General features: G+C 70.4%; 20 protein-coding genes, 2 tRNA genes and 1 pseudogene. 12 read left to right on the top strand and 11 right to left on the bottom strand.

Annotated elements, in window-relative coordinates; translation table 11 throughout:
* The first annotated feature begins 291 nt into the window (after positions 1-291).
* The 7 genes and pseudogenes from ACFVXC_RS23805 to ACFVXC_RS23775 all read left to right on the top strand — a co-directional run bounded on the left by ACFVXC_RS23805 (position 292) and on the right by ACFVXC_RS23775 (position 5,639).
* Entirely contained in the window at positions 292-1,530 is a 1,239-nt protein-coding gene (locus ACFVXC_RS23805) for an SPFH domain-containing protein (protein ID WP_389908219.1), read from the top strand.
* Positions 1,517-2,254, top strand: coding sequence for a nucleoside/nucleotide kinase family protein (locus tag ACFVXC_RS23800; protein ID WP_389908217.1), 738 nt, complete (start codon positions 1,517-1,519; stop codon positions 2,252-2,254). Before ACFVXC_RS23805 ends, ACFVXC_RS23800 begins: the two co-directional genes overlap by 14 nt.
* A gap of 130 nt (positions 2,255-2,384) precedes the next feature.
* The gene (locus ACFVXC_RS23795) at positions 2,385-2,987 is read left to right on the top strand and encodes a lytic polysaccharide monooxygenase (protein ID WP_389908215.1); all 603 of its coding nucleotides are present in this window, start codon (positions 2,385-2,387) and stop codon (positions 2,985-2,987) included.
* Positions 2,988-3,070: 83 nt separating this feature from the next.
* A complete protein-coding gene (locus ACFVXC_RS23790; protein ID WP_389908213.1) occupies positions 3,071-4,729 on the top strand; it encodes an AMP-binding protein in 1,659 nt (552 codons plus the stop codon).
* A gap of 180 nt (positions 4,730-4,909) precedes the next feature.
* Entirely contained in the window at positions 4,910-5,083 is a 174-nt protein-coding gene (locus tag ACFVXC_RS23785) for a hypothetical protein (RefSeq protein WP_389908715.1), read from the top strand.
* Between the two features lie 67 nt (positions 5,084-5,150).
* Positions 5,151-5,240: pseudogene (locus tag ACFVXC_RS23780) on the top strand (LuxR C-terminal-related transcriptional regulator); the annotation flags it as partial.
* 93 nt (positions 5,241-5,333) lie between these two features.
* Positions 5,334-5,639: a hypothetical protein gene (locus tag ACFVXC_RS23775; protein ID WP_389908211.1), complete on the top strand. Its 306-nt coding sequence runs from the start codon at positions 5,334-5,336 to the stop codon at positions 5,637-5,639.
* Between the two features lie 217 nt (positions 5,640-5,856).
* Here ACFVXC_RS23775 and ACFVXC_RS23770 read toward each other — a convergent pair.
* The 6 genes from ACFVXC_RS23770 to ehuB all read right to left on the bottom strand — a co-directional run bounded on the left by ACFVXC_RS23770 (position 5,857) and on the right by ehuB (position 10,157).
* A tRNA-Lys gene (locus ACFVXC_RS23770) sits at positions 5,857-5,930 on the bottom strand.
* An 83-nt stretch (positions 5,931-6,013) separates the two neighbouring features.
* Complete coding sequence (locus ACFVXC_RS23765; RefSeq protein ID WP_389908209.1) at positions 6,014-6,772, bottom strand: IclR family transcriptional regulator; 759 nt, start codon at positions 6,770-6,772, stop codon at positions 6,014-6,016.
* Between the two features lie 278 nt (positions 6,773-7,050).
* A complete protein-coding gene (gene ehuA, locus ACFVXC_RS23760) occupies positions 7,051-7,821 on the bottom strand; it encodes an ectoine/hydroxyectoine ABC transporter ATP-binding protein EhuA (RefSeq protein ID WP_389908680.1) in 771 nt (256 codons plus the stop codon).
* Between the two features lie 34 nt (positions 7,822-7,855).
* Entirely contained in the window at positions 7,856-8,503 is a 648-nt protein-coding gene (gene ehuD / locus ACFVXC_RS23755) for an ectoine/hydroxyectoine ABC transporter permease subunit EhuD (RefSeq protein ID WP_389908207.1), read from the bottom strand.
* Positions 8,500-9,234, bottom strand: coding sequence for an ectoine/hydroxyectoine ABC transporter permease subunit EhuC (ehuC, locus tag ACFVXC_RS23750; RefSeq protein WP_389908205.1), 735 nt, complete (start codon positions 9,232-9,234; stop codon positions 8,500-8,502). The genes ehuD and ehuC overlap by 4 nt, the downstream gene beginning before the upstream one ends.
* Positions 9,234-10,157, bottom strand: coding sequence for an ectoine/hydroxyectoine ABC transporter substrate-binding protein EhuB (gene ehuB / locus ACFVXC_RS23745; RefSeq protein ID WP_389908203.1), 924 nt, complete (start codon positions 10,155-10,157; stop codon positions 9,234-9,236). The genes ehuC and ehuB overlap by 1 nt, the downstream gene beginning before the upstream one ends.
* A 97-nt stretch (positions 10,158-10,254) precedes the next feature.
* On the opposite strand from ehuB, the gene ACFVXC_RS23740 reads away from it, so the two are divergent.
* Entirely contained in the window at positions 10,255-10,755 is a 501-nt protein-coding gene (locus ACFVXC_RS23740) for a DUF3830 family protein (RefSeq protein ID WP_389908201.1), read from the top strand.
* Positions 10,756-10,824: 69 nt separating this feature from the next.
* Here ACFVXC_RS23740 and ACFVXC_RS23735 read toward each other — a convergent pair whose 3' ends face one another.
* Both ACFVXC_RS23735 and ACFVXC_RS23730 read right to left on the bottom strand, forming a co-directional pair.
* On the bottom strand, positions 10,825-12,228 hold the full coding sequence (locus ACFVXC_RS23735; RefSeq protein WP_389908199.1) for an amidase: 1,404 nt from the start codon (positions 12,226-12,228) through the stop codon (positions 10,825-10,827).
* Between the two features lie 98 nt (positions 12,229-12,326).
* Positions 12,327-13,283 (bottom strand): D-2-hydroxyacid dehydrogenase, encoded by a 957-nt coding sequence (locus ACFVXC_RS23730; RefSeq protein WP_389908197.1) that lies wholly within the window; start codon positions 13,281-13,283, stop codon positions 12,327-12,329.
* Positions 13,284-13,601: 318 nt separating this feature from the next.
* Here ACFVXC_RS23730 and ACFVXC_RS23725 point away from each other — a divergent pair, with 318 nt between their 5' ends.
* From ACFVXC_RS23725 to ACFVXC_RS23715, 3 genes are all read left to right on the top strand, one after another.
* Positions 13,602-14,438 carry a decarboxylase gene (locus ACFVXC_RS23725; RefSeq protein WP_389908195.1) on the top strand — a complete coding sequence of 279 codons (837 nt, stop codon included), beginning with the start codon at positions 13,602-13,604 and terminating at the stop codon, positions 14,436-14,438.
* A 12-nt stretch (positions 14,439-14,450) separates the two neighbouring features.
* Complete coding sequence (locus tag ACFVXC_RS23720; protein ID WP_389908193.1) at positions 14,451-15,188, top strand: aspartate/glutamate racemase family protein; 738 nt, start codon at positions 14,451-14,453, stop codon at positions 15,186-15,188.
* 124 nt (positions 15,189-15,312) lie between these two features.
* Positions 15,313-16,410, top strand: coding sequence for an LLM class flavin-dependent oxidoreductase (locus ACFVXC_RS23715; protein WP_389908191.1), 1,098 nt, complete (start codon positions 15,313-15,315; stop codon positions 16,408-16,410).
* 3 nt (positions 16,411-16,413) lie between these two features.
* On the opposite strand, the gene ACFVXC_RS23710 is transcribed toward ACFVXC_RS23715, so the two are convergent.
* Positions 16,414-18,234, bottom strand: a complete 1,821-nt coding sequence (locus ACFVXC_RS23710; protein WP_389908189.1) for a putative bifunctional diguanylate cyclase/phosphodiesterase — start codon at positions 18,232-18,234, stop codon at positions 16,414-16,416.
* Positions 18,235-18,561: 327 nt separating this feature from the next.
* Here ACFVXC_RS23710 and ACFVXC_RS23705 point away from each other — a divergent pair, with 327 nt between their 5' ends.
* A complete protein-coding gene (locus ACFVXC_RS23705) occupies positions 18,562-19,842 on the top strand; it encodes a M6 family metalloprotease domain-containing protein (RefSeq protein ID WP_389908187.1) in 1,281 nt (426 codons plus the stop codon).
* A 74-nt stretch (positions 19,843-19,916) separates the two neighbouring features.
* Here the strand turns inward: ACFVXC_RS23705 and ACFVXC_RS23700 are convergent.
* Together ACFVXC_RS23700 and ACFVXC_RS23695 are read right to left on the bottom strand one after the other, a co-directional pair.
* Positions 19,917-19,990, bottom strand: a tRNA-Lys gene (locus ACFVXC_RS23700).
* Complete coding sequence (locus ACFVXC_RS23695; RefSeq protein ID WP_389908185.1) at positions 19,981-20,613, bottom strand: bifunctional DNA primase/polymerase; 633 nt, start codon at positions 20,611-20,613, stop codon at positions 19,981-19,983. Before ACFVXC_RS23695 ends, ACFVXC_RS23700 begins: the two co-directional genes overlap by 10 nt.
* Positions 20,614-20,769 lie beyond the last annotated feature (156 nt).

The following is a 20,769-nucleotide window of genomic DNA, read 5'->3' as shown; positions in this document are numbered from 1 at the left end:
GGATGTGGCCGGGGCACGAGTCTGGTCGGGGTGTGGGTGTGGCCGGGTTGCGGATGTGACCTGGTCGCGGGTCCGGCCGGGGCGCGAGTCGGACCGGGTGACAGATGTGGCCGGGGCGCGAGTCTGGTCGGGGTGTGGGTGTGGCCGGGTTGCGGATGTGACCTGGTCACGGGTCCGGCCGGGGCGCGAGTCGGACCGGGTGACAGATGTGACCGGGTCACCAATCAGACCGAGGCACACCTGTGACCAGGTCGCGGATGAGATCGAGGCACGTATGAGGCGGAGGCAAGGATGAGTGCGACAGCGGCATCACGGTCACAGACCCCCCAGCCCGAGGAGCCGCAGTTCACCGGCGCACCGGACACGACCGCACGCCCACCGCGTCTGATCCAGAGCGAGGCCACCACCGAGATCCCCATCCACCTGCTCTTCCGCGACGACCCCGCTGACCCCGGGGTGCCGCTGGCGCCCGCCGTGGTGCGGCGCCGCCAGGGCACGGGGGAGCAGCCGCGCACCGCCCGGCGGCCCGCGGCGCCGCCGGCGTCGGTGAGGGCATCGGCGTACGCGGCCCGGCCCGTGCCCGAGGTAGACCCGGGGCTCGGCGAGCGCCCCGCGCGCGTGCTGCCAGGCGCCGTCGGAGCGCTCGGCGGGGCCGTGGGCGTCGCCGGGTGCGCTGCCGCGCTCTGGTGGGCGGGGCTGCTGCCCGAGCCGGTGGCGCAAGCGGCCGGGCTGCCCTGGCCGGACGGGCACGGCGCGCACGGTGGGACCGGCGGGCCCGGTGTATACGACGCGTACGCCGGGCTCGGGCTGGGGCAGTGGGCCTCGCTCGCGGGGTCGGGCGCGCTCGCGCTGTTCGGGTTCGGGGGCCTGGCCCGGGGCCGGGTCGGCACGGCGTGGGTGCTCACGCTCTTCGGGCGGTACCGCGGCAGCGTCCGCCGTACCGGCCTGATGTGGGTCAACCCGCTCCTCCTGCGCCGCCGCGTCGACGTACGCCTGCGGCACTGGCGCAGTGAGCCGATGCCCGCGGTGGACCGGGGCGGAGTCGCGCTGCGGGTCGTCGTCCTCGTCGTCTGGCGGGTCAAGGACGCGGCGCGGGCGACGCTCGGGGTCGCCGACCACCAGGAGTATCTGCGCGAGTGCGTCGAGGCCGCGACGGCACGGGTCCTGTCCCGGCTGCCCGCCGACGCCTTCCACGACGACACCCCGACCCTGCGCGACGCGGACGCCGTCGGCGACGCGCTGACCCGGATGCTCGCGGCCGAGGCGGAGCCGGTCGGCATCGAGATCTTCTCGGCCCAGCCGACCCGCATCGAATACGCCCCCGAGATCGCCGACACCATGCGTCTGCGCCGGGTCGCCGCCCTGGACGCGCGGCACCGCGACAGCGTGCTCACCTCGGTGGTGGACTCCGTCGAGGACACGGTGACCCGGCTGACCACCCGCGGCCTGGTCGAGCTCGACGACTACGAGCGCAAGGCGTTGGTCAAGGACCTGACGGTGGCGTTCTATACGGGGCATGGAGACCGATGACAGCACCCCCGGCCACCGCGCCCCCGGCCACCGCACCTCCAGCCACCGAGCCCCCGACCACCGCGCCCCCGACCACCGCGCCCCCACCCTCGCGGCTCTCGCCGCGGACGCCTGGAAGCTGACAGCGGACCGGCCCCGCACCCTCCTGGGGATCGCGGGGCCGCCGGGCGCGGGCAAGTCGACGTTCGCGCGGGCGTTGGTGGAGGCGGTCGGCGAGGGCGCCGCGTATCTGCCGCTCGACGGGTTCCATCTCTCGAACGACCAGCTGGAGCGCCTCTCCCTCACCTCACGCAAGGGCTCGGAGCCGAGTTTCGACGTCCGGGGATACCTCGCGCTCCTCACCCGGGTCATCGAGGACACCGGCCACGACATCTACGTACCCGATTACGACCGCACTCTCCACGAGCCGGTGGCCGCCCGGCATCGCGTCCCGCCGACCGCCCGGCTCGTCGTCACCGAGGGGAACTATCTGGCCTGCGATCTGCCGGGCTGGCGCGAGGCTCGGCGCCTCATGGGGGAGTGCTGGTACGTGCGGGCACCTGCGGAGGTACGTCAACTGCGTCTTGTCGAGCGTCAGTTGGCGGGTGGCAGGACGGCCGACGGGGCGGCCGCGTGGGTGGCGACGAACGACGGCCCCAACGGTGAACTGGTGGAGAAGTCGCGCCGACGCTGCGATCGGATCGTCTCCACTATTGGTATGGACATGTTCAACTACCGCCCATAATCTGGGCTTGGTCTAGACCGCAGTTACCGCAGTACTCACCGCATTCACCGCATCACCGCACCCGTGGTGATGCGGCGCCGCGGCGCGCGCACGGCTCACGGAATCCCCACGTTTCCCCTGGAGCGGCAGCATGCGAAACAAGAAGATGTACGCGGCCATGCTCGGCGCGACCACCGTCGGGGCGCTCGCGCTCTCGTCCGGTGGCGCGAGCGGTCACGGTTACACCGATCTGCCCGCAAGCCGTCAGATCAACTGTTCCAACGGCACGGTGAGCGGCTGCGGTTCCATCCAGTACGAGCCGCAGAGCGTCGAGGGCCCCAAGGGCTTCCCTGCGGCGGGTCCGGCCGACGGCAAGATCTGCTCGGCGGGCGTCAGCGGCTTCGACGCGCTCAATCAGCCGAAGGCGCCGGGCGGCGGCGCCTGGCCGACGACCAGTGTCAGCGCCGGACAGAACTACACCTTCCGCTGGCAGTTCACGGCGCGCCACCGCACCACCGACTTCAAGTACTACATAACCAAGCAGGGCTGGGACGAGAGCAAGCCGGTGACCCGGGCCGCTCTCGACACCACCCCGTTCCTCGCCGTCCCCTACAACGGCCAGCAGCCGCCCGCCACGCTCTCGCACTCCGGGGCGATCCCCGGTGGCAGAAGCGGACACCACGTGATCGTCGCGGTGTGGACGGTCCACGACACGTCGAACGCCTTCTACGCCTGCTCCGACGTCAAGTTCTGAGCGGTCTCCTGACGGGAGGGCCTGCGCGAGGATCGCGCAGGCCCTCTCCTCATCTGACGGTCCATCAATTATGGTGCGCGGCCATGAAGGCCACCGGGAGTACCGTCGCGGAACTCGTACAGGCTCGCTGGGGCGATCACCGCCCCGGGCTGCGCTTCGAGCAGCAGGAGCTGAGCCACCACCAGGTCGCGGCGGGCGCGGCGGCGAGGGCGGCGCTCCTCGCTGACCTGCTGCCCAGAGGGGCCGAGCCGCACGTCGGGGTGCTGCTCGACAACACCCCCGAGTACCCCCTGTGGCTGAGCGCGGCGGCGCTCGCGGGCGCGGCGGTGGCGGGCATCAACCCCACGCGGCGGGGCGCGGAACTGGCCCGCGACATCGTGCACACGGACTGCCGCGTCCTTGTCACGGAACGGGCGCACCTGGCGCTCCTCGACGGCCTCGAACTCCCGGGCGTACGCGTCCTGGTGACGGATACGGCCGCCTACGCCGAACTGCTCGCGCCCTACGCGCGGGCACGCCCGGAGATATCGAGCGCGGCGACTCCGGCCAGCCGCATGCTCCTCTACTTCACCTCCGGTTCGACCGGGGCGCCCAAGGCCGCGATCTGCAGCCAGGGCCGCCTGGCCGCGGCGGGTCAGTCCCTGGTCAGTCACTTCCGGCTCGGCCCGGACGGCGTCCACTACATCTGCATGCCCATGTTCCACGGCAACGCGGTGATCGCGGACTGGGCGCCCGCCCTCGCGGCCGGGGCGGGGGTGGCGCTGCGGCGCCGGTTCTCGGCCTCCGCGTTCCTGGACGACGTACGGGCCCATGGGGCGACGTACTTCACGTACGTGGGCCGGGCGGTGCAGTACGTCCTGGCCACGCCCGAGCGCCCCGACGACACGGAGAACCCCCTCCTGACGGGCTTCGGCACGGAGGCCGGGGCGGTGGACGCGGGGCGGTTCGAGAAGCGGTTCGGGGTGCGGCTCGTGGAGGGGTACGGCTCTTCGGAGGGCGGGGCCGCGATACAGCGGACGCCGGGGACGCCCGCCGGGGCCATCGGGCGGGCGGCGCCGGGGGACGAGCTCGTGGTGGTGGATCCCGGTACGCGGGAGGAGTGCCCGCCCGCTTCCTTCGCGGCGGACGGGCGCCTGCTGAACGGGGATGCGGCGATAGGGGAGTTGGTGAACAAGGGGCGCACGCCCTTCGAGGGGTACTGGCGCAACACGGAGGCGGACGCGGCGCGGCTCCGGGACGGCTGGTACTGGACGGGGGATCTCTTCTACCGGGACGGGGAGGGGTTTCTCTACTTCGCCGGGCGTACGGACGACCGGCTCCGCGTGGACAGCGAGAATCTGGCGGCGGCGGTGATCGAGAGCATTCTGACGCGGTGGGAGGAGGCGGCAGCGGTGGCGGTGTACGCGGTGCCCGACCCCGTGGCGGGGGATCAGGTGATGGCGGCGGTCGCCCCGCGCGAGGGGGTCTCCTTCGACCCCCTGGCCTTCGCCGAGTTCCTGCTCTCACAGCCCGACCTGGGCACGAAGATGGCCCCTCGCTTCGTGCGGGTGGTGGGGCGGATGCCGGTTACCGCCACCAATAAAGTGGCGCGGGCTGTCCTGCGCGGGGAGGGGTTTCGTTGCGGGGACCCTGTGTGGTGGCGGCCCGTGGCCGGGGCGGGCGGCTATCGCCGCTTTGACGAGGCGGACGTGGCCGCGCTGCTCGACCAGTACCGGGTTCAGGGGCGGGAGGGACTGCTGTAAGGGGTGGGAGGATGCCGCTGTGAGCAGCGGGCGATTCCCCCCGCGCGCCTCGGCGTACCGCCTCCGCGTACCGCCTCCGCGTACCGCCTCTGCATACCGTGGGCCCCATGGTCAGGGAGAGCGTCTGGGCGGGTCTTCGGCGGCGTACGTATCTGGGGGAGCGGTGCGCCCTGGAGGGCGGTGGTCTTCCTCGCCGGGGGTGTGGTGCTCGGGGTGTTCGTTCTTGTGGGTGGCCTTGCCCTGCTCGCCCCGCTCCTCTACCCCCTCGGCGCCTACGCCACCGCCCGAGCCGCCCTCGCCCGCCTCCTGCTGGCCCGGAGGGAGGCGCGGACCCCGCCCGGGGCAGCGGCCTGACCGGCCTCGCGGACCGGATCGCCGTGCTCGATGGCACACTGACGGTCGCCAGCCCACCCGGCGGCCCGACCGGCTCACGCCGCGCGAGCGCGAGGTGCTCGGCCTGGTGGCCGAGGGCAGGTCGAACGGCGCGATCGCCGCCGAACTCGTCGTCGCGTACCTGCGGGCCTGAGTGGCGCGGGCACCCCGAACAGACCGACCTGACGATCCGTGCAATGGCCATCGGTCGGGTCGATTACGATCCTGAACCATGAGCACGTCAGACCAGACAGAGGCAGGCGACACGCCGGGCTTCACGCCGCGCTTCACACCGCGCCAGGCCCGGCGCATACGGATAGCCGCGGCCTCGGTGCTGATGGCCGCGGCGGCCGTGGTGCTCGCCGTACGCATGGCGAGCCGGTCGTCCGTCCTGGTCGTGGGGGTGTACGGGCTGCTGCTCGTCCTCTGCGGCCTGGTGATCGAACTCAGCAGGCGCGGACGGACCAGGCTCGGCAGCTATCTCCTCGCCGCGGGCCTGGTGGCCGCCCTCGTCATGGACTGGGTGGTGCTTGCCTGACCGTTTCGGGGCCGGCGGACGACGGGACCTCGCGGAGCCCGTACCGCTGATGGAGACATCCGGACCGCGGTCGCGTCGATGAGCACCGCGAGCGTCAGACCGAGCCCGATCTGCGGGATCGGTGAGAGGTGTCCTCAGCGGTGCGAGGGATATGCGAAGCGAGGCGGGGGAACGCGTAAGAAGCCCCTCGCTCGCGCGAGGGGCTTCTTACTGTCTGTGCGCCGTCAGGGACTCGAACCCCGGACCCGCTGATTAAGAGTCAGCTGCTCTAACCAACTGAGCTAACGGCGCCTGGTGACAAGAAAATAATACCTGGTCCCGGAGGGTGCTCAGGACCGGTGCCAGGCGGGCGCCCGGGACCGCCGCCCGCGCCCCTAGATCGCCAGCGAGAGCAGTACCGGCGCGGCCCCGCGATTGAGCGTCTCGGCAGCCTCCCGCAGCCGGTGCGCGTGCTCCACCGGCAGGGAGAGGGCCAGGCAGCCGACGGCGGAGCCCGCGGTGATGGGGACTGCGGCGCAGACCGTGCCGACCGCGTACTCCTGGAGGTCGAGGACCGGGACCGTGGCGGGCTGGGCGGCGAGGCGGTTCAGGAGGACGCGTTCGTTCGTGATCGTCCGCGAGGTGAGGCGGGCCATCTTGTGGCGGGAGAGGTGATCCCTGCGGCCGTTCAGGTCTAGCTGGGTCAGCAGGCTCTTGCCGACCGCGCTGGCGTGCGCGGAGGAGCGGAAGTCCACCCACTCGTTGACCGCCGGGGTGCCGGGGCCGTCCGCGCAGTCGGTGATCTTGACTTCACCGTCCTCGTACCGGCTGATGTAGACGGCCGCGCCGATCGAGTCGCGCAGGCCGTCGAGGGTCACCTGGAGCTTTTCCCGCAGCACCTGGTCGCGGCGCTGGGCGGCGCCGAGGCGGGTGAGGGAGGGGCCGGTGACGTACGCGCCGTCGGCGTTCTGTTCGACGTACGCCTCGCGGCGCAGCATGCGGAGCAGGGTGGTGAGGCGGAGTGCGGGCAGCTTGGTCTGCCGGGCGATCTCGGCGTCGGTGACGCCGGTGTCGTGCCTGGCGACGATCTCGAGCACTCGCAGAGCGTTCTGCACCGAGTGCTGCGGCGTGGTCGGCTCGTGTTTCAGCGCCACGACTTCCCCCTGCGTGGAAAGGTTCCGGACAGTTGGGCTCCGTCCACGATAGCCGCCAAGAGGTCGATATGGAGCGGCTGTTGCCGAGATTGATGCCGCATCTCGGCCCTGTCAGCAGCGAAGCGCCACTCTGGCATATGCCAGAGTCATGCCCCCGGGCTGAAGCCGGGAGAAAACCTACTCCGGCGTAGCGGGTCGGCCAGGACCGATCGCCGGGAGGAACGAGGCGGGACCGTGGCGCCGAGCCACGGTCCCGCCTGGGTCTGACTTCCCGTGGCTTACAGCACCGCGGAGAGGAACTCCCGGGTCCGCTCGTGCTCCGGCTCCGTGAAGATCTTCTCCGGCGTCCCGGATTCGATGACCCGGCCCGAGTCGAACATCAGGACCTGGTCCGAGATGTCCCGGGCGAAGTTCATCTCGTGGGTCACACAGAGCATCGTGATGTCCGTGGTGTGCGCGATGTCTCTGAGGACGTCGAGGACACCTGCCACCAGCTCGGGGTCCAGCGCGGATGTGACCTCGTCCAGGAGCAGCACCTGCGGGCGCATCGCCAGGGCGCGCGCGATCGCGACACGCTGCTGCTGGCCGCCCGAGAGCTGACTCGGGTACTTGTCGATGTGCTCGGTGAGCCCGACCAGGTCGAGCAGCTCGCGGGCGCGCTGCTCCGCCTCGTCCTTGGAGAGGCCGAGCACCTGGACCGGCGCCTCCGTGATGTTGCGCAGGACCTTCATGTTCGGGAAGAGGTTGAACTGCTGGAAGACCATCCCGATGTTCTTGCGGACCTCGCGGATGTACTTCTCGCTCGCCGGCACGAGCTTGCCGTTCCTGCTCTCGTGCGTGAGGTACTCGCCGCCGACCTTGATCGTGCCCTCCTCGGGCTTCATCAAGGTCATCAGGAGCCGCAGGATCGTCGTCTTGCCGGATCCGGAAGGGCCGATCAGCGTGACGTGTTTGCCCGACGCGACGGAGAAGTCGAGTTCGTCCAGGACGACATGGCTGCCGAAGCGCTTGGTGACCTTGTCGAAGCGGATCAGCTCGCTGCCGTCCACCGTGGGATTGACGGTTTCGTTCGTGGTGCTGCTGTCAGCGGACAAGGCGACGCTCCAGGACTCGCAGAAGGACGGAAGCCGGGTAGGCAATGACGATGAAGGCGACACCGACGATGCTGATCGCCTCGTAGGTGAAGGTCGCCTGGGTGAATCCCTTGGCCTCGCCCAGCATGTCCAGGGCGCCGATGGCGGCGATCTGCGGGGAGTCCTTGAGCATGGACACCACGTAGTTGCCGAGGGCGGGGATCACGCGGCGGATGGCCTGCGGGAGGATGATCGCGGTCCAGGTGCGGCGCTTGGGCAGGCTGAGCGCCGTGGCCGCCTCCCACTGGCCGACGGGAACGCCTTCGATACCCGCTCGGTAGACCTCGGCGGTGTACGTCGAGTAGTGCAGGCCGAGGCCGACGATGCCCGTGGTGAGCGGGGACATCGTGGGGCCGAACTCGGGGACGACGGTGAACAGGAAGAACAGCTGCACCAGCAGCGGAGTGTTCCTGATGAACTCGGTGACAGCCGTCACCGGCCAGCGGATCCATGCCTGCTCGGAACGTTGCGCGATCGCCCAGAGCAGGCCGAGGGAGAACGCGATCAGGGTGCCCCAGCCAAGAGCCTGGAGGGTGACGAGCACCCCGTCCCAGAACTTCGGCATGAAGTCTTCGACGTTGGACCAGTCCCAGCTCACTTGGCACCCCCGGTAACGGACAGGTCGTCGATCGACGATTTGGAGCGCAGCCCGCTGAAGAGGCCGAGCTTCTCGGGCGCCTGGCCGACCTTGGACTTCGCGTGCCGCTCAAGGAGCCGCATCCCTCGCGTCAGGAGGAAGGCGAGCACGAAGTAGACCACAAGGAGCACCGTGTAGACCGGGGCGCTCTCGGCGGTGACGAGCCGCCACAGGTTGCCCGCGAAGGTCATGTCGGCCACCGCGATGAGCGAGACCAGAGAGGTGCCCTTGAGCAGCTCGATCAGCAGGTTGTTGAACGGAGGAAGCATCTCCGGCCAGGCCTGCGGAATCTCGATCTTGCGCAGGCGCTGCCCCTTGGTGAAGTTCAGCGCAACCCCCGCCTCGCGCTGAGCCACCGGTACGGCGGCAAGAGCGCCGCGCACGATCTCCGAGCCGTACGCCCCGTACGTCATCCCGAGTGCCAGCACACCGGCGGCCATCGGCATGAAGCTGAAGCCGAACAGCATCGGCACCGTGAAGGCCATCCAGAACATGAAGACCAGGGCCGACGTGCCGCGGAAGATCTCGAAGTAGATCCCGGCCAGGAAACGCACGATCCAGAGCGGCGACGTACGCAGAACGCCGATCGGGAAGGCGATCACGAAGGCCAGGGCCGCGCTGTAGACCGTGATCTGCACGGTGATCCACAGACCGGGCAGGAACCACGCCCAGATGAAGTCCGCCGTCATCATCAGGAGGCTCCCTTCACCGGCGGGCACAGATCGTCGAGCGTCAGATCGGTCATCTCGTCCTTGGTGAAGCCGAACTTGCCGACGACCCGCAGCAGTTCGCCGCTCTTCTTCATCTTGTGGAGCTCTTTGTTGAAGGCGTCGCGCAACTTCTTCTCGGAGAGCCGGAAGGCGAAACCGCCCGCGCCGTACGCGGGCTTGCCGTCCACCTTCGGCTGGAAGGCCTCGGTCACCTCGGCACGCTTGCTGCCCTTCACCACGTCACGGGTGGTGATGGCGGTGCCCGCGAAGGCGTCGACCCGGCCCTGCTCCACCGCGGCGAGGCCCGCCACCGGGTCCGGCAGGATGAGGATGTTCTTCACTCCCGCCGCCTCCGCGTAGGCGATCTCTGCGTACGCGGTGCCGCTGGCCAGTTTGAGCTTCTTCTTGACGATGTCCTCGTACCGCTTGATCCCGTGCGGGTTGCCCTTCTTCACGATGAAGGCATCGAGCATCAGGTAGTCGGGGTCGGAGAACAGGACCCGCGCGCAGCGGGCCGGGTTGATGTACATGCCCGCGGACACGACATCGAACTGCTGCGCCTGGGTGAGCCCCGGGATGAGCGCGCCGAACTCGGTCGGTACGGCCGTCACATGCGGCACACCGAGCCTCGGGAAGATCACCTTGGCGATCTCCGGCGCCTCGCCGGTGACCTCGCCCTGCTTGTCGATATAGCCGAACGGGAGTTCTCCCGCGACGCCGATCCGCACGGTCCCCGCGTCGCGGAGCCGACTCAGTAGATCCCCGCCCTCAACCTTCCCCTCCTCCGGGACCTTGACGCACCCCGCAGCCCCCATAGCTCCGAGCGCCGCTGCTCCTGCGAGCAGGGAGCGGCGGCGAAGCCTGCTGCCTGTGAATCCCTCGTTGTTCTCATGTGGTGGAGCCATGGGCGCGCGGCTACCCGACTCGAAGCAAAATATGCGGGCCAATTTCGGCCCCTGATGCAATCGTTGTGGTCTTGACCCAGGGAGGAGCATGGGACACATGGCAGACCGATTCATCGAAGTCTCCCTCGCCAAGCGGGGAGTTCAGTGCACGGCAAAGCTGCTCGACGAGCGGGCCCCTGTGACCTGCGCGGCGGTGTGGGAGGCGCTTCCGCTCAGCGAGGACGTCTATCACGCGAAGTATGCCCGCAATGAGATCTACGCCCTCTTTCCGGCTTTCGCGGACCGCGAGCCGCCCTTGGAGAATCCGACAGTCACCCCCATTCCCGGCGACCTCTGCTATTTCTCCTTCAACGGGACACAGCTGGGCACGCAGTCCTATGGATACGAACCGGCCGCGGACGTGCGGGCGGGCGCCACGGTCGTGGACCTCGCCCTCTTCTACGAGCGCAACAACCTGCTGCTCAACGGGGACGTGGGCTGGGTCCCCGGCATCGTCTGGGGGCAGGTCGTCGACGGCCTCGACGAGATGGCCGAGGCCTGCAACGACCTGTGGCGCGGCGGCGCGCAGGGCGAGACGCTGAACTTCCGCAGAGCGTAGAACCCGCCCGCGGCGTCAGGTGTCAGGTGTCAGGTGTCAGGCGGCAGGCGGCAGTCGGGCGTCAGGTAGTCAGCCGACAGCGGGCGGCGCGATCTCCGCGCCGCCCGCTTCGTACAGCGCGTGCGCGGCCCGCAGGACGAGCGCGTCGGCATGCCGCGCCGCCACGATCTGCACCCCGATGGGCAGCCCGTCGCGGTCCACCCCGCAGGGAACGGTCGCGGCCGGCTGCTGCGTCATGTTGAAGGGGTACGTGAACGGGGTCCACCCCGTCCACCGGCGATGGCCGGAACCCTTCGGAACCTCCGCCCCCGCCTCGAAAGCGGTGATCGGCAGCGTCGGAGTGACCAGGAGGTCGTACGTCTCATGGAAGCGGCCCATGCGACGGCCGAGCTCCATGCGTACGTCGACTGCGGCGAGGTAGTCGAGCGCACTGGACCGGGCGCCCTGCGCACAGATCTCCTGCAGCCCCGCGTCGAGCAGCTTGCGCCGGTCGGGCGGCAGGTGTTGGACCACCCGCGCCGCGCCGCTGAACCACAGGGTGTGGAAGGCCTCCACCGGATCCGTGAAGTCCGGGTCGGCCTCCTCGACGTACGCACCCTGCGCCGCGAGGGACTCCACCGCCCGCCGCACCGCGGCGGCGACCACGGGCCGCACCGCCACCTGGTTGCCGAGCGAGGGCGAATAGGCGATGCGCAGACCGCGTACGCCTCCTTCGATACCCGCGCGGAAGCTGCCCTCCACCGGCGCCAGCTGTGACCAGTCGCGCCAGTCCGGGCCGCTGATGACATCCATCAGGAGCGCCGCGTCCGCCGCGTCCCGCGTCATCGGGCCGACGTGCGCCAGCGTGCCGAACGCGGACGCAGGATACAGCGGCACCCTTCCGTACGTCGGCTTCAGCGCGAAGATGCCGCAGAAGGAGCCCGGGATCCGCACCGAGCCGCCACCGTCCGTGCCGAGCGACACCGGCGCCGCGCCGAGTGCCACGGCGGCCGCTCCGCCGCCGCTCGAACCGCCCGCGGTGCGCGCGGGGTCGTACGGATTGCGGGTGATCCCGCTCTGCGGGCTGTCCGTGACGCCCTTCCAGCCGAACTCGGGCGTAGTCGTCTTGCCGATGAACACCGCGCCGTGCTCGCGCAGCCGCGCCACCGACGGCGCGTCCTCGTCCCAGGCCCCCGCCGCACTCACGGTCTTCGAGCCCCGCAGCGTCGGCCCGCCGCGCTGCAGCAGGATGTCCTTGACCGAGACCGGCACCCCGTCCACGAGCCCCCGCGGCTCACCGCGCCGCCACCGCTCCGTACTCGCCTCGGCCTGGGCGAGCGCCTCGTCGGAGTCGATGCGCACGAACGCGTTCACCGTCGGCTGCACGTCCCGCGCCCTGCGCAGAGCGGCTCGTGTCGCGTCCACCGGACTGATTTCGCCCTTGGAAAAGGCATCGACGAGTTGTACCGCGGTGAGATCCGTGAGCTCGGTCATGCACGCTCCTCAGGGGAGGGAAGTGGCTCGGAAATGATCAGTGCCCGCATCAGTGCCCGCACCAGCGCCCGCATCAGTGGCCGCATGTCCGGGAATGATCAATTCCCCGGTACATACCCACGTTTCTTGTCGACCACGTTGGACAGGGGCCGTCCGGCCGCCCACTCCTCGTACAACTCGACGAACTGCGAGCCCAGTTCATCGCGCCAGCCGACCACGTCCCCGCTCATGTGCGGGGACACGAGGAGACCCGGCGCCGTCCACAGCGGGCTGTCGTCCGGCAGGGGCTCGTGCTCGAAGACGTCGAGCGCCGCCCCCGCGATCCAACGCTTCGACAGGGCGGCCGCGAGATCGTCCTCCACGACGAGCGCGCCCCGTCCGATGTTGATGAAGCGCGCCGACGGCTGCATCATGCCGAAGCGCCGCTCGTCGAACATGCCGCGCGTGTCGTCCGTGAGCGGCGCCGCGCAGATCACCCAGTCGGCCCGCGCCATGAGCCGATCGAGTTCGTCGGGGCCGTGGACGCCGCCTCGGGCGCTGCGGCCCACGAGGGCGGTGATGATCCCGAGCCCCTTCAGCATGCGGACGATGGCGTGTCCGATCGGGCCCGAACCCACGACACACGCGCGTGTGCGGGCAATTCGCTGGGTCTCGCGGTGCTGCCAGGTCCGCTCGTCCTGGAGCTCGAGGGTGCGCGGCAGGTCCTTGGCCATGGCGAGGACGAGAGCGGCCACGTACTCGGCGATCGGCTGGTCGAAGACCCCGCGGGCGTTGGTGACCAGCGTGTCGGACTCGGCGAGTTCAGGGCACATCAGACGGTCCACGCCCGCGCTCGCGGTGTGCACCCAGCGGGGCCGCCGCCCCTCGCCCGGCCAGGCCCGACGCACCGCGTCCGAGAGGAAGTTCCACACCAAGAGCACATCGGCGTCGGGGAGTTGGTCCGCCAGGCTGTCCGCGTCCGCGTGCAGGATCCGGGCGCGCCCCGCGAGGCTGCCGAGACGGGGCGGCGGGGCCGGGGACGGGGCGTCGAGGACCAGAACGGTTGTATCGGACATCGGATCAGAGGTTGATTCGGACATCGGGGAGAAACCGTTTCGCAATGAGAGTCCGCTTCCCTGAGTTTCGTGTCGGCCAGAGCCGTCTGAGATGCGCGGATTGACCACGCTCGCACCTGAAACTACCTTCGTCAACAGAGGTGCTCTATCACAAGCACCCCACGACTGAGTACGCTCCGTGCGAGGTCGTAGCACACTCTGTAGCGCTTTCTTCGCGCCTTTGCCCCATCCCGACGTCCCGGCGCGTCGCCGGTTCCGCATCTCCCGGCCCCCGGCCGGTCCCTCAAATGCACGCACGCACGAACTTGGGGCCTGCTCATGGACGTCTCCTTCCTCGGCGGACCACACCCTCAACGCGGTGTAGGTGTCGTCGCACCCTTCGACTTCGCACTCGACCGGGAGCTCTGGCGCTGGGTGCCGGACGAGGTCTCCCTCCACCTGACACGCACCCCGTACGTTCCCGTCGAGGTGAGCCTCGACCTGGCACGACTCGTCAGCGAACACGAAACCCTGGGCGAGGCGGTGCGCGCTCTGAGCGCCGCCGAACCCGAAGTCCTGGCCTATGCCTGCACGTCGGGCAGCTTCGTCGGCGGCATCGCGGGCGAGCGCGCGATGTGCGAGGCAATGAACCGCGAAGGCGCGGTCTCGGCCGTCACCACATCGGGCGCGCTGCTTGAGGCGCTCGACGATCTGGGCGCGCGGCGCATCGCGCTCGTCACGCCCTACACCTGGTCGGTGACCCAGTCCCTGGAGCACTACCTGGCCGAATCGGGTGTGTCCGTGACCGGCCGCGCCTATCTGGGCCTGACCCGGCACATCTGGAAGGTGCCCTACAAGGACGTGGCCGAGATGGCGCGCAGGGCGGTGCTCGACGGCGCCGACGCGCTCTTCATCAGCTGCACCAATCTCGCGACGTACGACGTCATTCCGCAGCTGGAGGCCGAGCTGCGGATGCCGGTGATCTCAGCGAACCAGGTCACGATGTGGTCTGCCCTGCGCCGTCTGGGTACCCATGCCGTAGGGCCGTACCAGGCGCTGATCAATCCGAGTGCCAGGCCGGGCGCGGGCCCGGTCGCGGGGCCGGGCGAGCTGCCCGGCGTGGTGCCGGTCGATCCGCCCCAGGGACTGCCCGAAGGACCACCACCGCTGCCTTGAAGGAGGCTGGAAGTGACGGCACTTGGATTCCTCTATCCGGGTCACTCGGCTGAGGACGACTACCCCCGTATGGAGCAGATGCTGGGGAGCGATGTCCGGCTGCAGGTTGTCCACACCGACATCGGCGAGGACGCGCACCGGGTCGACGCGCTCCTGGAGATGGGCTCGACGGCCCGGCTCGCCGCCGGGGTGGAGGAGCTGCGCATGGCCGGCGCGGAGGCGGTGGTGTGGGCCTGCACCAGCGCGAGCTTCGTCTTCGGCTGGGAGGGCGCGCACGACCAGGTCCGCGCCCTGGCCAGGGCGGCGGGCCTGCCGGCGTCCAGTACGTCCTTCGCGTTCGCCCATGCGGCACGTGAGGTGGGAGCGGGCAGGGTCGCGGTCGCCGCGACCTACCCGGAGGACGTGGCGGCGCTCTTCGCCTCGTTCCTGAAGGCGTCGGGCACGGAGGTCGTCTCGACACAGGGGAGCGGCATCATCACGGCGGCGGAGGTGGGCACGTGGGGCTGGGAGGAGGTCAGGGCCATGGCCCGCGCGGGCGACCATCCGGACGCCGACGCGGTCCTGCTCCCCGACACGGCACTGCACACGGCGGCGTACGTCCAGGCGCTGGAGCAGGACCTCGGCAAACCGGTCCTGACGGCGAACCAGGTGACGGTCTGGGAGGCGCTGCGCCTGTCCGCGCGCAGGGTGAACGCGCCGTCACTGGGCACTCTGTTCACGAAGGAGCCGGTGGTGCAGGTCAGGCAGTAGCCGGGCGCCCCCGCCCGCGGAGCGGAACGCCACCGTCCCCGGGAATAAAACGGAGCCACCCTCCTGTTGCCCCCTGCGGAGCAAGAAGACCCGCAAAAGCACGCGCAGCAGGAGGCAGGCCCCCGTGACAGTGGACCCGAGCGACGACATCCGTGGCGACCGGTACGGCACCGCGCCGGTCCCGCTCTCCGTACTGGACCTGGTGACCGTGGGAGCGGGCCGGACAGCCACCGACGCCCTGCGCAAGAGCGTGGAGATCGCCAAGCTGGCCGAGGGCCGCGGATACCACCGCTACTGGGTGGCCGAGCACCACTCCATGCCGGGCGTGGCCTCATCCTCCCCGGCGGTCATCCTCGCCCACCTGGCCGCCCACACGGACCGCATCCGGCTGGGCTCGGGCGGCGTCATGCTGCCCAACCACGCCCCCCTCGTCATCGCGGAGCAGTTCGGCACCCTGGAGGCGATGGCCCCGGGCCGCGTCGACCTGGGCCTTGGCCGCGCCCCGGGCACGGACGGCGCGACCGCCGCCGCCCTGCGCAGGACCGAGCGCCTCAACGAAGGCGCCGACGACTTCCCGCAGCAGCTCGCCGAGCTGACCCGGTTCCTTGACGACGACTTCCCCGACGGACACCCGTACGGCCGTATCCACGCCGTCCCGGGCCCCGTCCAGGCCACCTCGCCCGGCGGCGTCCAGTCCCCGCACCGCCCGCCCCTGTGGCTGCTCGGCTCGTCCGGCTTCAGCGCCCGCCTGGCCGGAGTCCTCGGCCTGCCCTTCGCCTTCGCGCACCACTTCTCCGCGCAGAACACGATCCCGGCGCTCGACCTCTACCGGGAGTCGTTCAAGCCGTCCGCGGTCCTCGACGAGCCGTACGCCCTCATCGGCGTATCGGCGCTCGCGACCGACGAGGAGGACGAGGCCCGGCGTCAGGTGCTCGCCGCCGCCCTGAACATGGTCCGCCTCAGGACCGGGAAGCCGGGGCTCGTCCCGACTCCCGAGGAGGCTGAGGCGTACGCATTCAGCGAGATGGAGCGGGAGTTCGTCAACAGCTGGAACTCCAACGTCATCTACGGCACCGCCGACCAGGTCCGCACCGGCCTCGACGACCTCGCCAAGCGCACCGGGGCCGACGAGCTGATGATCACGGCCAACGCGCACAGCGGCGAAGTGCGGCTGCGTTCGTACGAGTTGATCGCGGACGCGTACGGACTGCCCGGCGCGTAGCCCTCAACCGGCACCGGCGCCGAGCAGCGCGGAGATATGATCCGGCGCCACCGGGCGGGAGTACAGCCACCCCTGCCCGGTGTCGCACCCGATCCGCCGCAGCCGCGCCGCCTGCGACGTGGTCTCCACGCACTCCGCGGTGACCGTGAGCCCGAGGCGGTGCGCGAGCTGGACCAGGGCCTCGACGATGACCTCGTCGGCGGGGTTGATGTGTGCCTCGCCCGCCTCCGCGTCGTACTGGAACCCTCGTACGAACGAGCCGTCCAGCTTCAGGACGGACACCGGAAGCCGGCTCAGGTACGCAAGGTTCGAGTACCCCGTGCCGAAGTCGTCGATGGCGATCCGCACCCCCATGTCGCTCAGCGACTGAAGGGCCTGCAACGGGCGGCCCGCCGAGCCCATCACGGCCGACTCGGTGAGTTCGAGCTGGAGCAGTTCGGGGGCGAGGCCCGTCTCGGCGAGGATGTCCGCGACATCGGCGACCAGGTCCGAGTCCCACACCTGCCGCACCGCGACGTTGACGCTCATGAACACCGGCGGCCGCTCCGGGTGGTCCAGCTGCCACTGCCGGGCCTGGCGGCACGCCGTCCGCAGCACCCAGCGGCCCAGCTGCACGATCGAACCGTCCTCCTCGGCAAGGCCGATGAACCGATTCGGCGTCAGCAGCCCGAACTGCGGATGCTGCCACCGCACCAGCGCCTCGACCCCGCGCACGCCGCCGTCCTCCAGGCGCACCAACGGCTGGTAGTCGAGGACGAATTCATCCCGGTCGACGGCCGGACGCAGTGAACTCGACAGCGCCTGCCGTGTCATGCGGTGGGCGTTGCGCTCGGGGTCGAAGAGGGTCCAGCGGGCCTTGCCGTCCGACTTCGCCCAGTAGAGCGTCGTGTCGGCGGCCTGCATGAGACATGTCGTCGTGGTCCCGGCGGCGCGCCGCTCCACGACGCCGATCGACGCCGAAACGGAGAGCCGCTGGCCCGACAGGTCGAAGGGGTCCTGCAGCGCCTTGAGCGCCGCGTCGGCGAGGTCGGCCAGCTGGTCCGTGCCCGTCGAGTCCTCCACCAGCAGCGCGAACTCGTCGCCGCCGAGCCGCGCCACCAGGGGCGCCGCCGCCTGGCCGTGGGCGGCCTCGTCGGCGCACCGTGTGAGCCGCTCCGCGACGGCCGCGAGCAGCCGGTCGCCGACCCGGTGGCCGAGGGTGTCGTTGACCGCCTTGAACCCGTCGAGGTCCAGATAGCAGAGGCCGATACGGCCGGTTCCCGTGTCGTCGTACGCCCCCGCTTCGAGTGCGGCGGCAAGGCGTTCGAAGAACAGGCTGCGGTTGGCGAGCCGGGTCACCGGGTCGTGCATCTGCAGATGCCGCAGCCGGTCCTGGAGCTCGCGGCGCGCGCTGATGTCGGTGGCGGCGAGCAGCACCGTACGACCGCCGGGCATCGGCGAGACGGTGATCTGTACCCACAGCGAGTGCCCGTCGGGATGTTTCAGGCGACGGGTGCAGCGCAGCTTCGCCTGGCGCCCGCGCAGCACCTCGCGGTACGCGTGCCAGACGCGGGTGTCCGACGCCAGGTCCACCAGATCGGCGGCGAGGCGCCCCGTGAGATCGTCCGGGGCCGCTCCGAGCAGCTCGGCGAGCGCGTCGTTGGCGTCGATGACGAGGCCCTCGCCGTCCACGACGCCGAGGGCGAGAGGGGCGGCAGCGAACGCGGCTCGGTGATCGGGTTGCTGCCCCGGATGGCGACGCTCCGTAGTGGGCGCCTCGGCGAGTTCGGGTGCTGTGACCGCTGTGACAGCTGTGGGCGCTTGGCCTTCAGACGTTCCGTTCACCACTTGCCCCCTCAGTGCAGTTGTTCGGCGAGGCCGGGCCCGCGCAGGAAGGTGTGCCGATCATAGGGGCTGGCCGGACGGCGCATCCAGCCACAGCGCGGTACCGCGTGGCGGCCGCGTTCGGCATAGGACAGGCGCATGCCCGGCATGGGTTTGGCACCCAACCGGTGGCAGATCGTTTCTGCTCACCCCGGTAGCGCTTCCCTTGCGCCTCAATCTGCTCGGCGACCACTTGTGACGTTCGGTGAACGCCCGGCGGGTCGTCGGCCACCCGATCGGGTCAGACAAACAGGGCATATTTAAATAAAACGTCACAAAGTGGGTGGGATGCCCCGTAATCCCTGCCCGGAGGTGGTCGTGCCGCGTCAGCTACCCCGCTGGGGACTCACCCGTGGAGGGGAGAGATCCCGGTTGCGCAGCACGGCCGCCGCCCTCACGTCCTTGACCGCGCTCGCCGCCACGGGGCTCGTCGCGGGCCCCGCGATCGCCCAGACCTCGGCAGTACCCTGCGCGCTCCAGCGCACACCGGCGCATCACTCGGAGGGCCTGGACACCTGGAACGCCGCCTACACGCGTCCGAACCGGGCCCTGGACGCGGCCATGGTCTTCCTCTCCTTCCCCGACTCCCCGCCCCGGAGCACCCCCGAGGACCTGGCGGGCGACTACTTCCCCGCCACCAGCCAGTTCTTCGACCGCGCCTCCTACGGCAAGTTCGCGCTGCGCCCGCACCCGCAGCGCCAGTGGGTCGAGATGCCGGACTACTCCACCTCCTACGCCATACAGCGGGACTGGAACCCGGCCCGGCGCAGCGCCTATCTGCGGGACGCGGTGGCCGCGGCCGATCCGCACGTCGACTTCTCGCGGTACGACGTCGTCTACTTCGTCGCCGACCCGGACGCGCCCGGTGTCGACTCCGACGCCACGAAGGTCGTCAACTTCGACCGGCCGATGAGGGCCGACGGCGTGGACATCAAGCGCATCGTTACGGTCTTCGAGCGGCATCCGCCGGACCGCAACGTCCTCGCCCACGAGACCGGCCACGTCTTCGACCTGCCCGACCTCTATCACCGGCCGACGGACGGCAAGGGCGACTGGGACACGCACGTCGGCGACTGGGACGTCATGGGCAGCCAGTTCGGGCTCGCGCCCGACCTCTTCGGCTGGCACAAGTGGAAGCTCGGCTGGCTGGACCAGCGGCAGGTGGTGTGCGTGGAGGGCGGGGCGCGGCGGCTGACCCTGGAGCCGCTGGCGGCACGGCCCGCGCGCGGGGGCGTCGGCGGCACCAAGCTGGCGGTCGTCCGCACCGGCCTCGACAGTGCGATCGCCATCGAGGCGCGCGGCGCGGTGGGCAACGACCGCGCGACGTGCAGGGAGGGGGTGCTCGCCTATCGCGTACGCAACGAGGCGCCTTCCGGAGGCGGCCCGGTCGAGGTCGTCGACGCCCACCCGGGCTCGGACGCGTGCTGGGGCGAATCGGTGTACCCGCCGCTCGCGGACGCGCCGGTGGGCACGGGGGAGAGCTTCACGGTGCCGGGCGACGACGTACGCATCGAGGTCGAGGGGCGGACGGCGACGGGGGCGTGGACGGTGAAGGTGTCGGCGGGCTGAGCCGGGCGCTCCGGAGCGTTCCGTGCGCGCACGAAAGAAGCCCCCCGCTCGCGCGAGGGGCTTCATTCTGTCTGTGCGCCGTCAGGGACTCGAACCCCGGACCCGCTGATTAAGAGTCAGCTGCTCTAACCAACTGAGCTAACGGCGCCTGCTGACGTCGTAGACCTTAGCACCCTGATCGCCACCAGGAAAAATCGAAATCCGGACCGCGGAACCGGCCGCCGCACGGGCCGCGCGGACACAGGCCCAGAGGGCTACCTCGGGCCCCGGAAGCCAGGGATGCCGGGCGTCGGGGGCCACGAGCCAGCGCGATTCGAGGTGCCCTTCGAGGCGCCCCGGCAGCAGCGTCTCCCGGTCGTCCACGACGATCGGCGGCACCGTCACCGCGTCCCCCGTGCCGTGGCACAGGACGCCGGGCACGGCGCGGCCCCACTCCTCCCATTCAAGGAGCGAGGGCAGCCGCTGGGCGGTGCCGGGGGCGGCGAAGAGGAGCATGCGGCCGCGGTGCGCCGCGACGGGGCCGGATCCCGGACCTTCCTCCCACAGGCAGCCGAGCATCCGGCGGCCGAAGACGGCCGGGACGCTCACCACGTCGAAGACGGAGCCGCAGGGGAGGACGGCGGGGGCGGTGGGTCGGCTGCGCCAGTGGATGAGGGCGCTGCGTGGATACGTTTCGGCGGAGGCGAGCCAGGCGGCTCCCTCGGTGGTGACGTCAGAGATGTTCTGGACGCCGGCGGGGGCAGGGCCGGGGTGGAGACGTGTACTGCTCATGGCGAATACATCTACCGGGGGTGAGCGTTCCGATTCTGAGAGTTGTCAGAAATCAGGACAACGGGAGGCGAGAAGGAGTACCTTGCCCTCCGCGGCATATGCCCCCTGATCTTTTTGGGGGTTCGTCAGGAGGCTGTAGGGGGCTTCCAGGAGGCC

Origin of the sequence: Streptomyces sp. NPDC058257, from assembly GCF_042881845.1 — a bacterium.
Lineage (GTDB): Bacteria > Actinomycetota > Actinomycetes > Streptomycetales > Streptomycetaceae > Streptomyces.
This window is presented reverse-complemented; position numbering and strand designations above follow the sequence as displayed.

Bases quoted from the DNA above. Each gene is read 5' to 3' on its own strand.
- ACFVXC_RS23805 (WP_389908219.1), top strand. From the start codon at position 292: ATGAGTGCGACAGCGGCATCACGGTCACAGACCCCCCAGCCCGAGGAG.
- ACFVXC_RS23800 (WP_389908217.1), top strand. From the start codon at position 1,517: ATGGAGACCGATGACAGCACCCCCGGCCACCGCGCCCCCGGCCACCGC.
- ACFVXC_RS23795 (WP_389908215.1), top strand. From the start codon at position 2,385: ATGCGAAACAAGAAGATGTACGCGGCCATGCTCGGCGCGACCACCGTC.
- ACFVXC_RS23790 (WP_389908213.1), top strand. From the start codon at position 3,071: ATGAAGGCCACCGGGAGTACCGTCGCGGAACTCGTACAGGCTCGCTGG.
- ACFVXC_RS23775 (WP_389908211.1), top strand. From the start codon at position 5,334: ATGAGCACGTCAGACCAGACAGAGGCAGGCGACACGCCGGGCTTCACG.
- ehuC (WP_389908205.1), bottom strand. From the start codon at position 9,234: ATGATGACGGCGGACTTCATCTGGGCGTGGTTCCTGCCCGGTCTGTGG.
- ehuB (WP_389908203.1), bottom strand. From the start codon at position 10,157: ATGGCTCCACCACATGAGAACAACGAGGGATTCACAGGCAGCAGGCTT.
- ACFVXC_RS23740 (WP_389908201.1), top strand. From the start codon at position 10,255: ATGGCAGACCGATTCATCGAAGTCTCCCTCGCCAAGCGGGGAGTTCAG.
- ACFVXC_RS23735 (WP_389908199.1), bottom strand. From the start codon at position 12,228: ATGACCGAGCTCACGGATCTCACCGCGGTACAACTCGTCGATGCCTTT.
- ACFVXC_RS23730 (WP_389908197.1), bottom strand. From the start codon at position 13,283: ATGTCCGATACAACCGTTCTGGTCCTCGACGCCCCGTCCCCGGCCCCG.
- ACFVXC_RS23725 (WP_389908195.1), top strand. From the start codon at position 13,602: ATGGACGTCTCCTTCCTCGGCGGACCACACCCTCAACGCGGTGTAGGT.
- ACFVXC_RS23705 (WP_389908187.1), top strand. From the start codon at position 18,562: ATGCCCCGTAATCCCTGCCCGGAGGTGGTCGTGCCGCGTCAGCTACCC.
- ACFVXC_RS23695 (WP_389908185.1), bottom strand. From the start codon at position 20,613: ATGAGCAGTACACGTCTCCACCCCGGCCCTGCCCCCGCCGGCGTCCAG.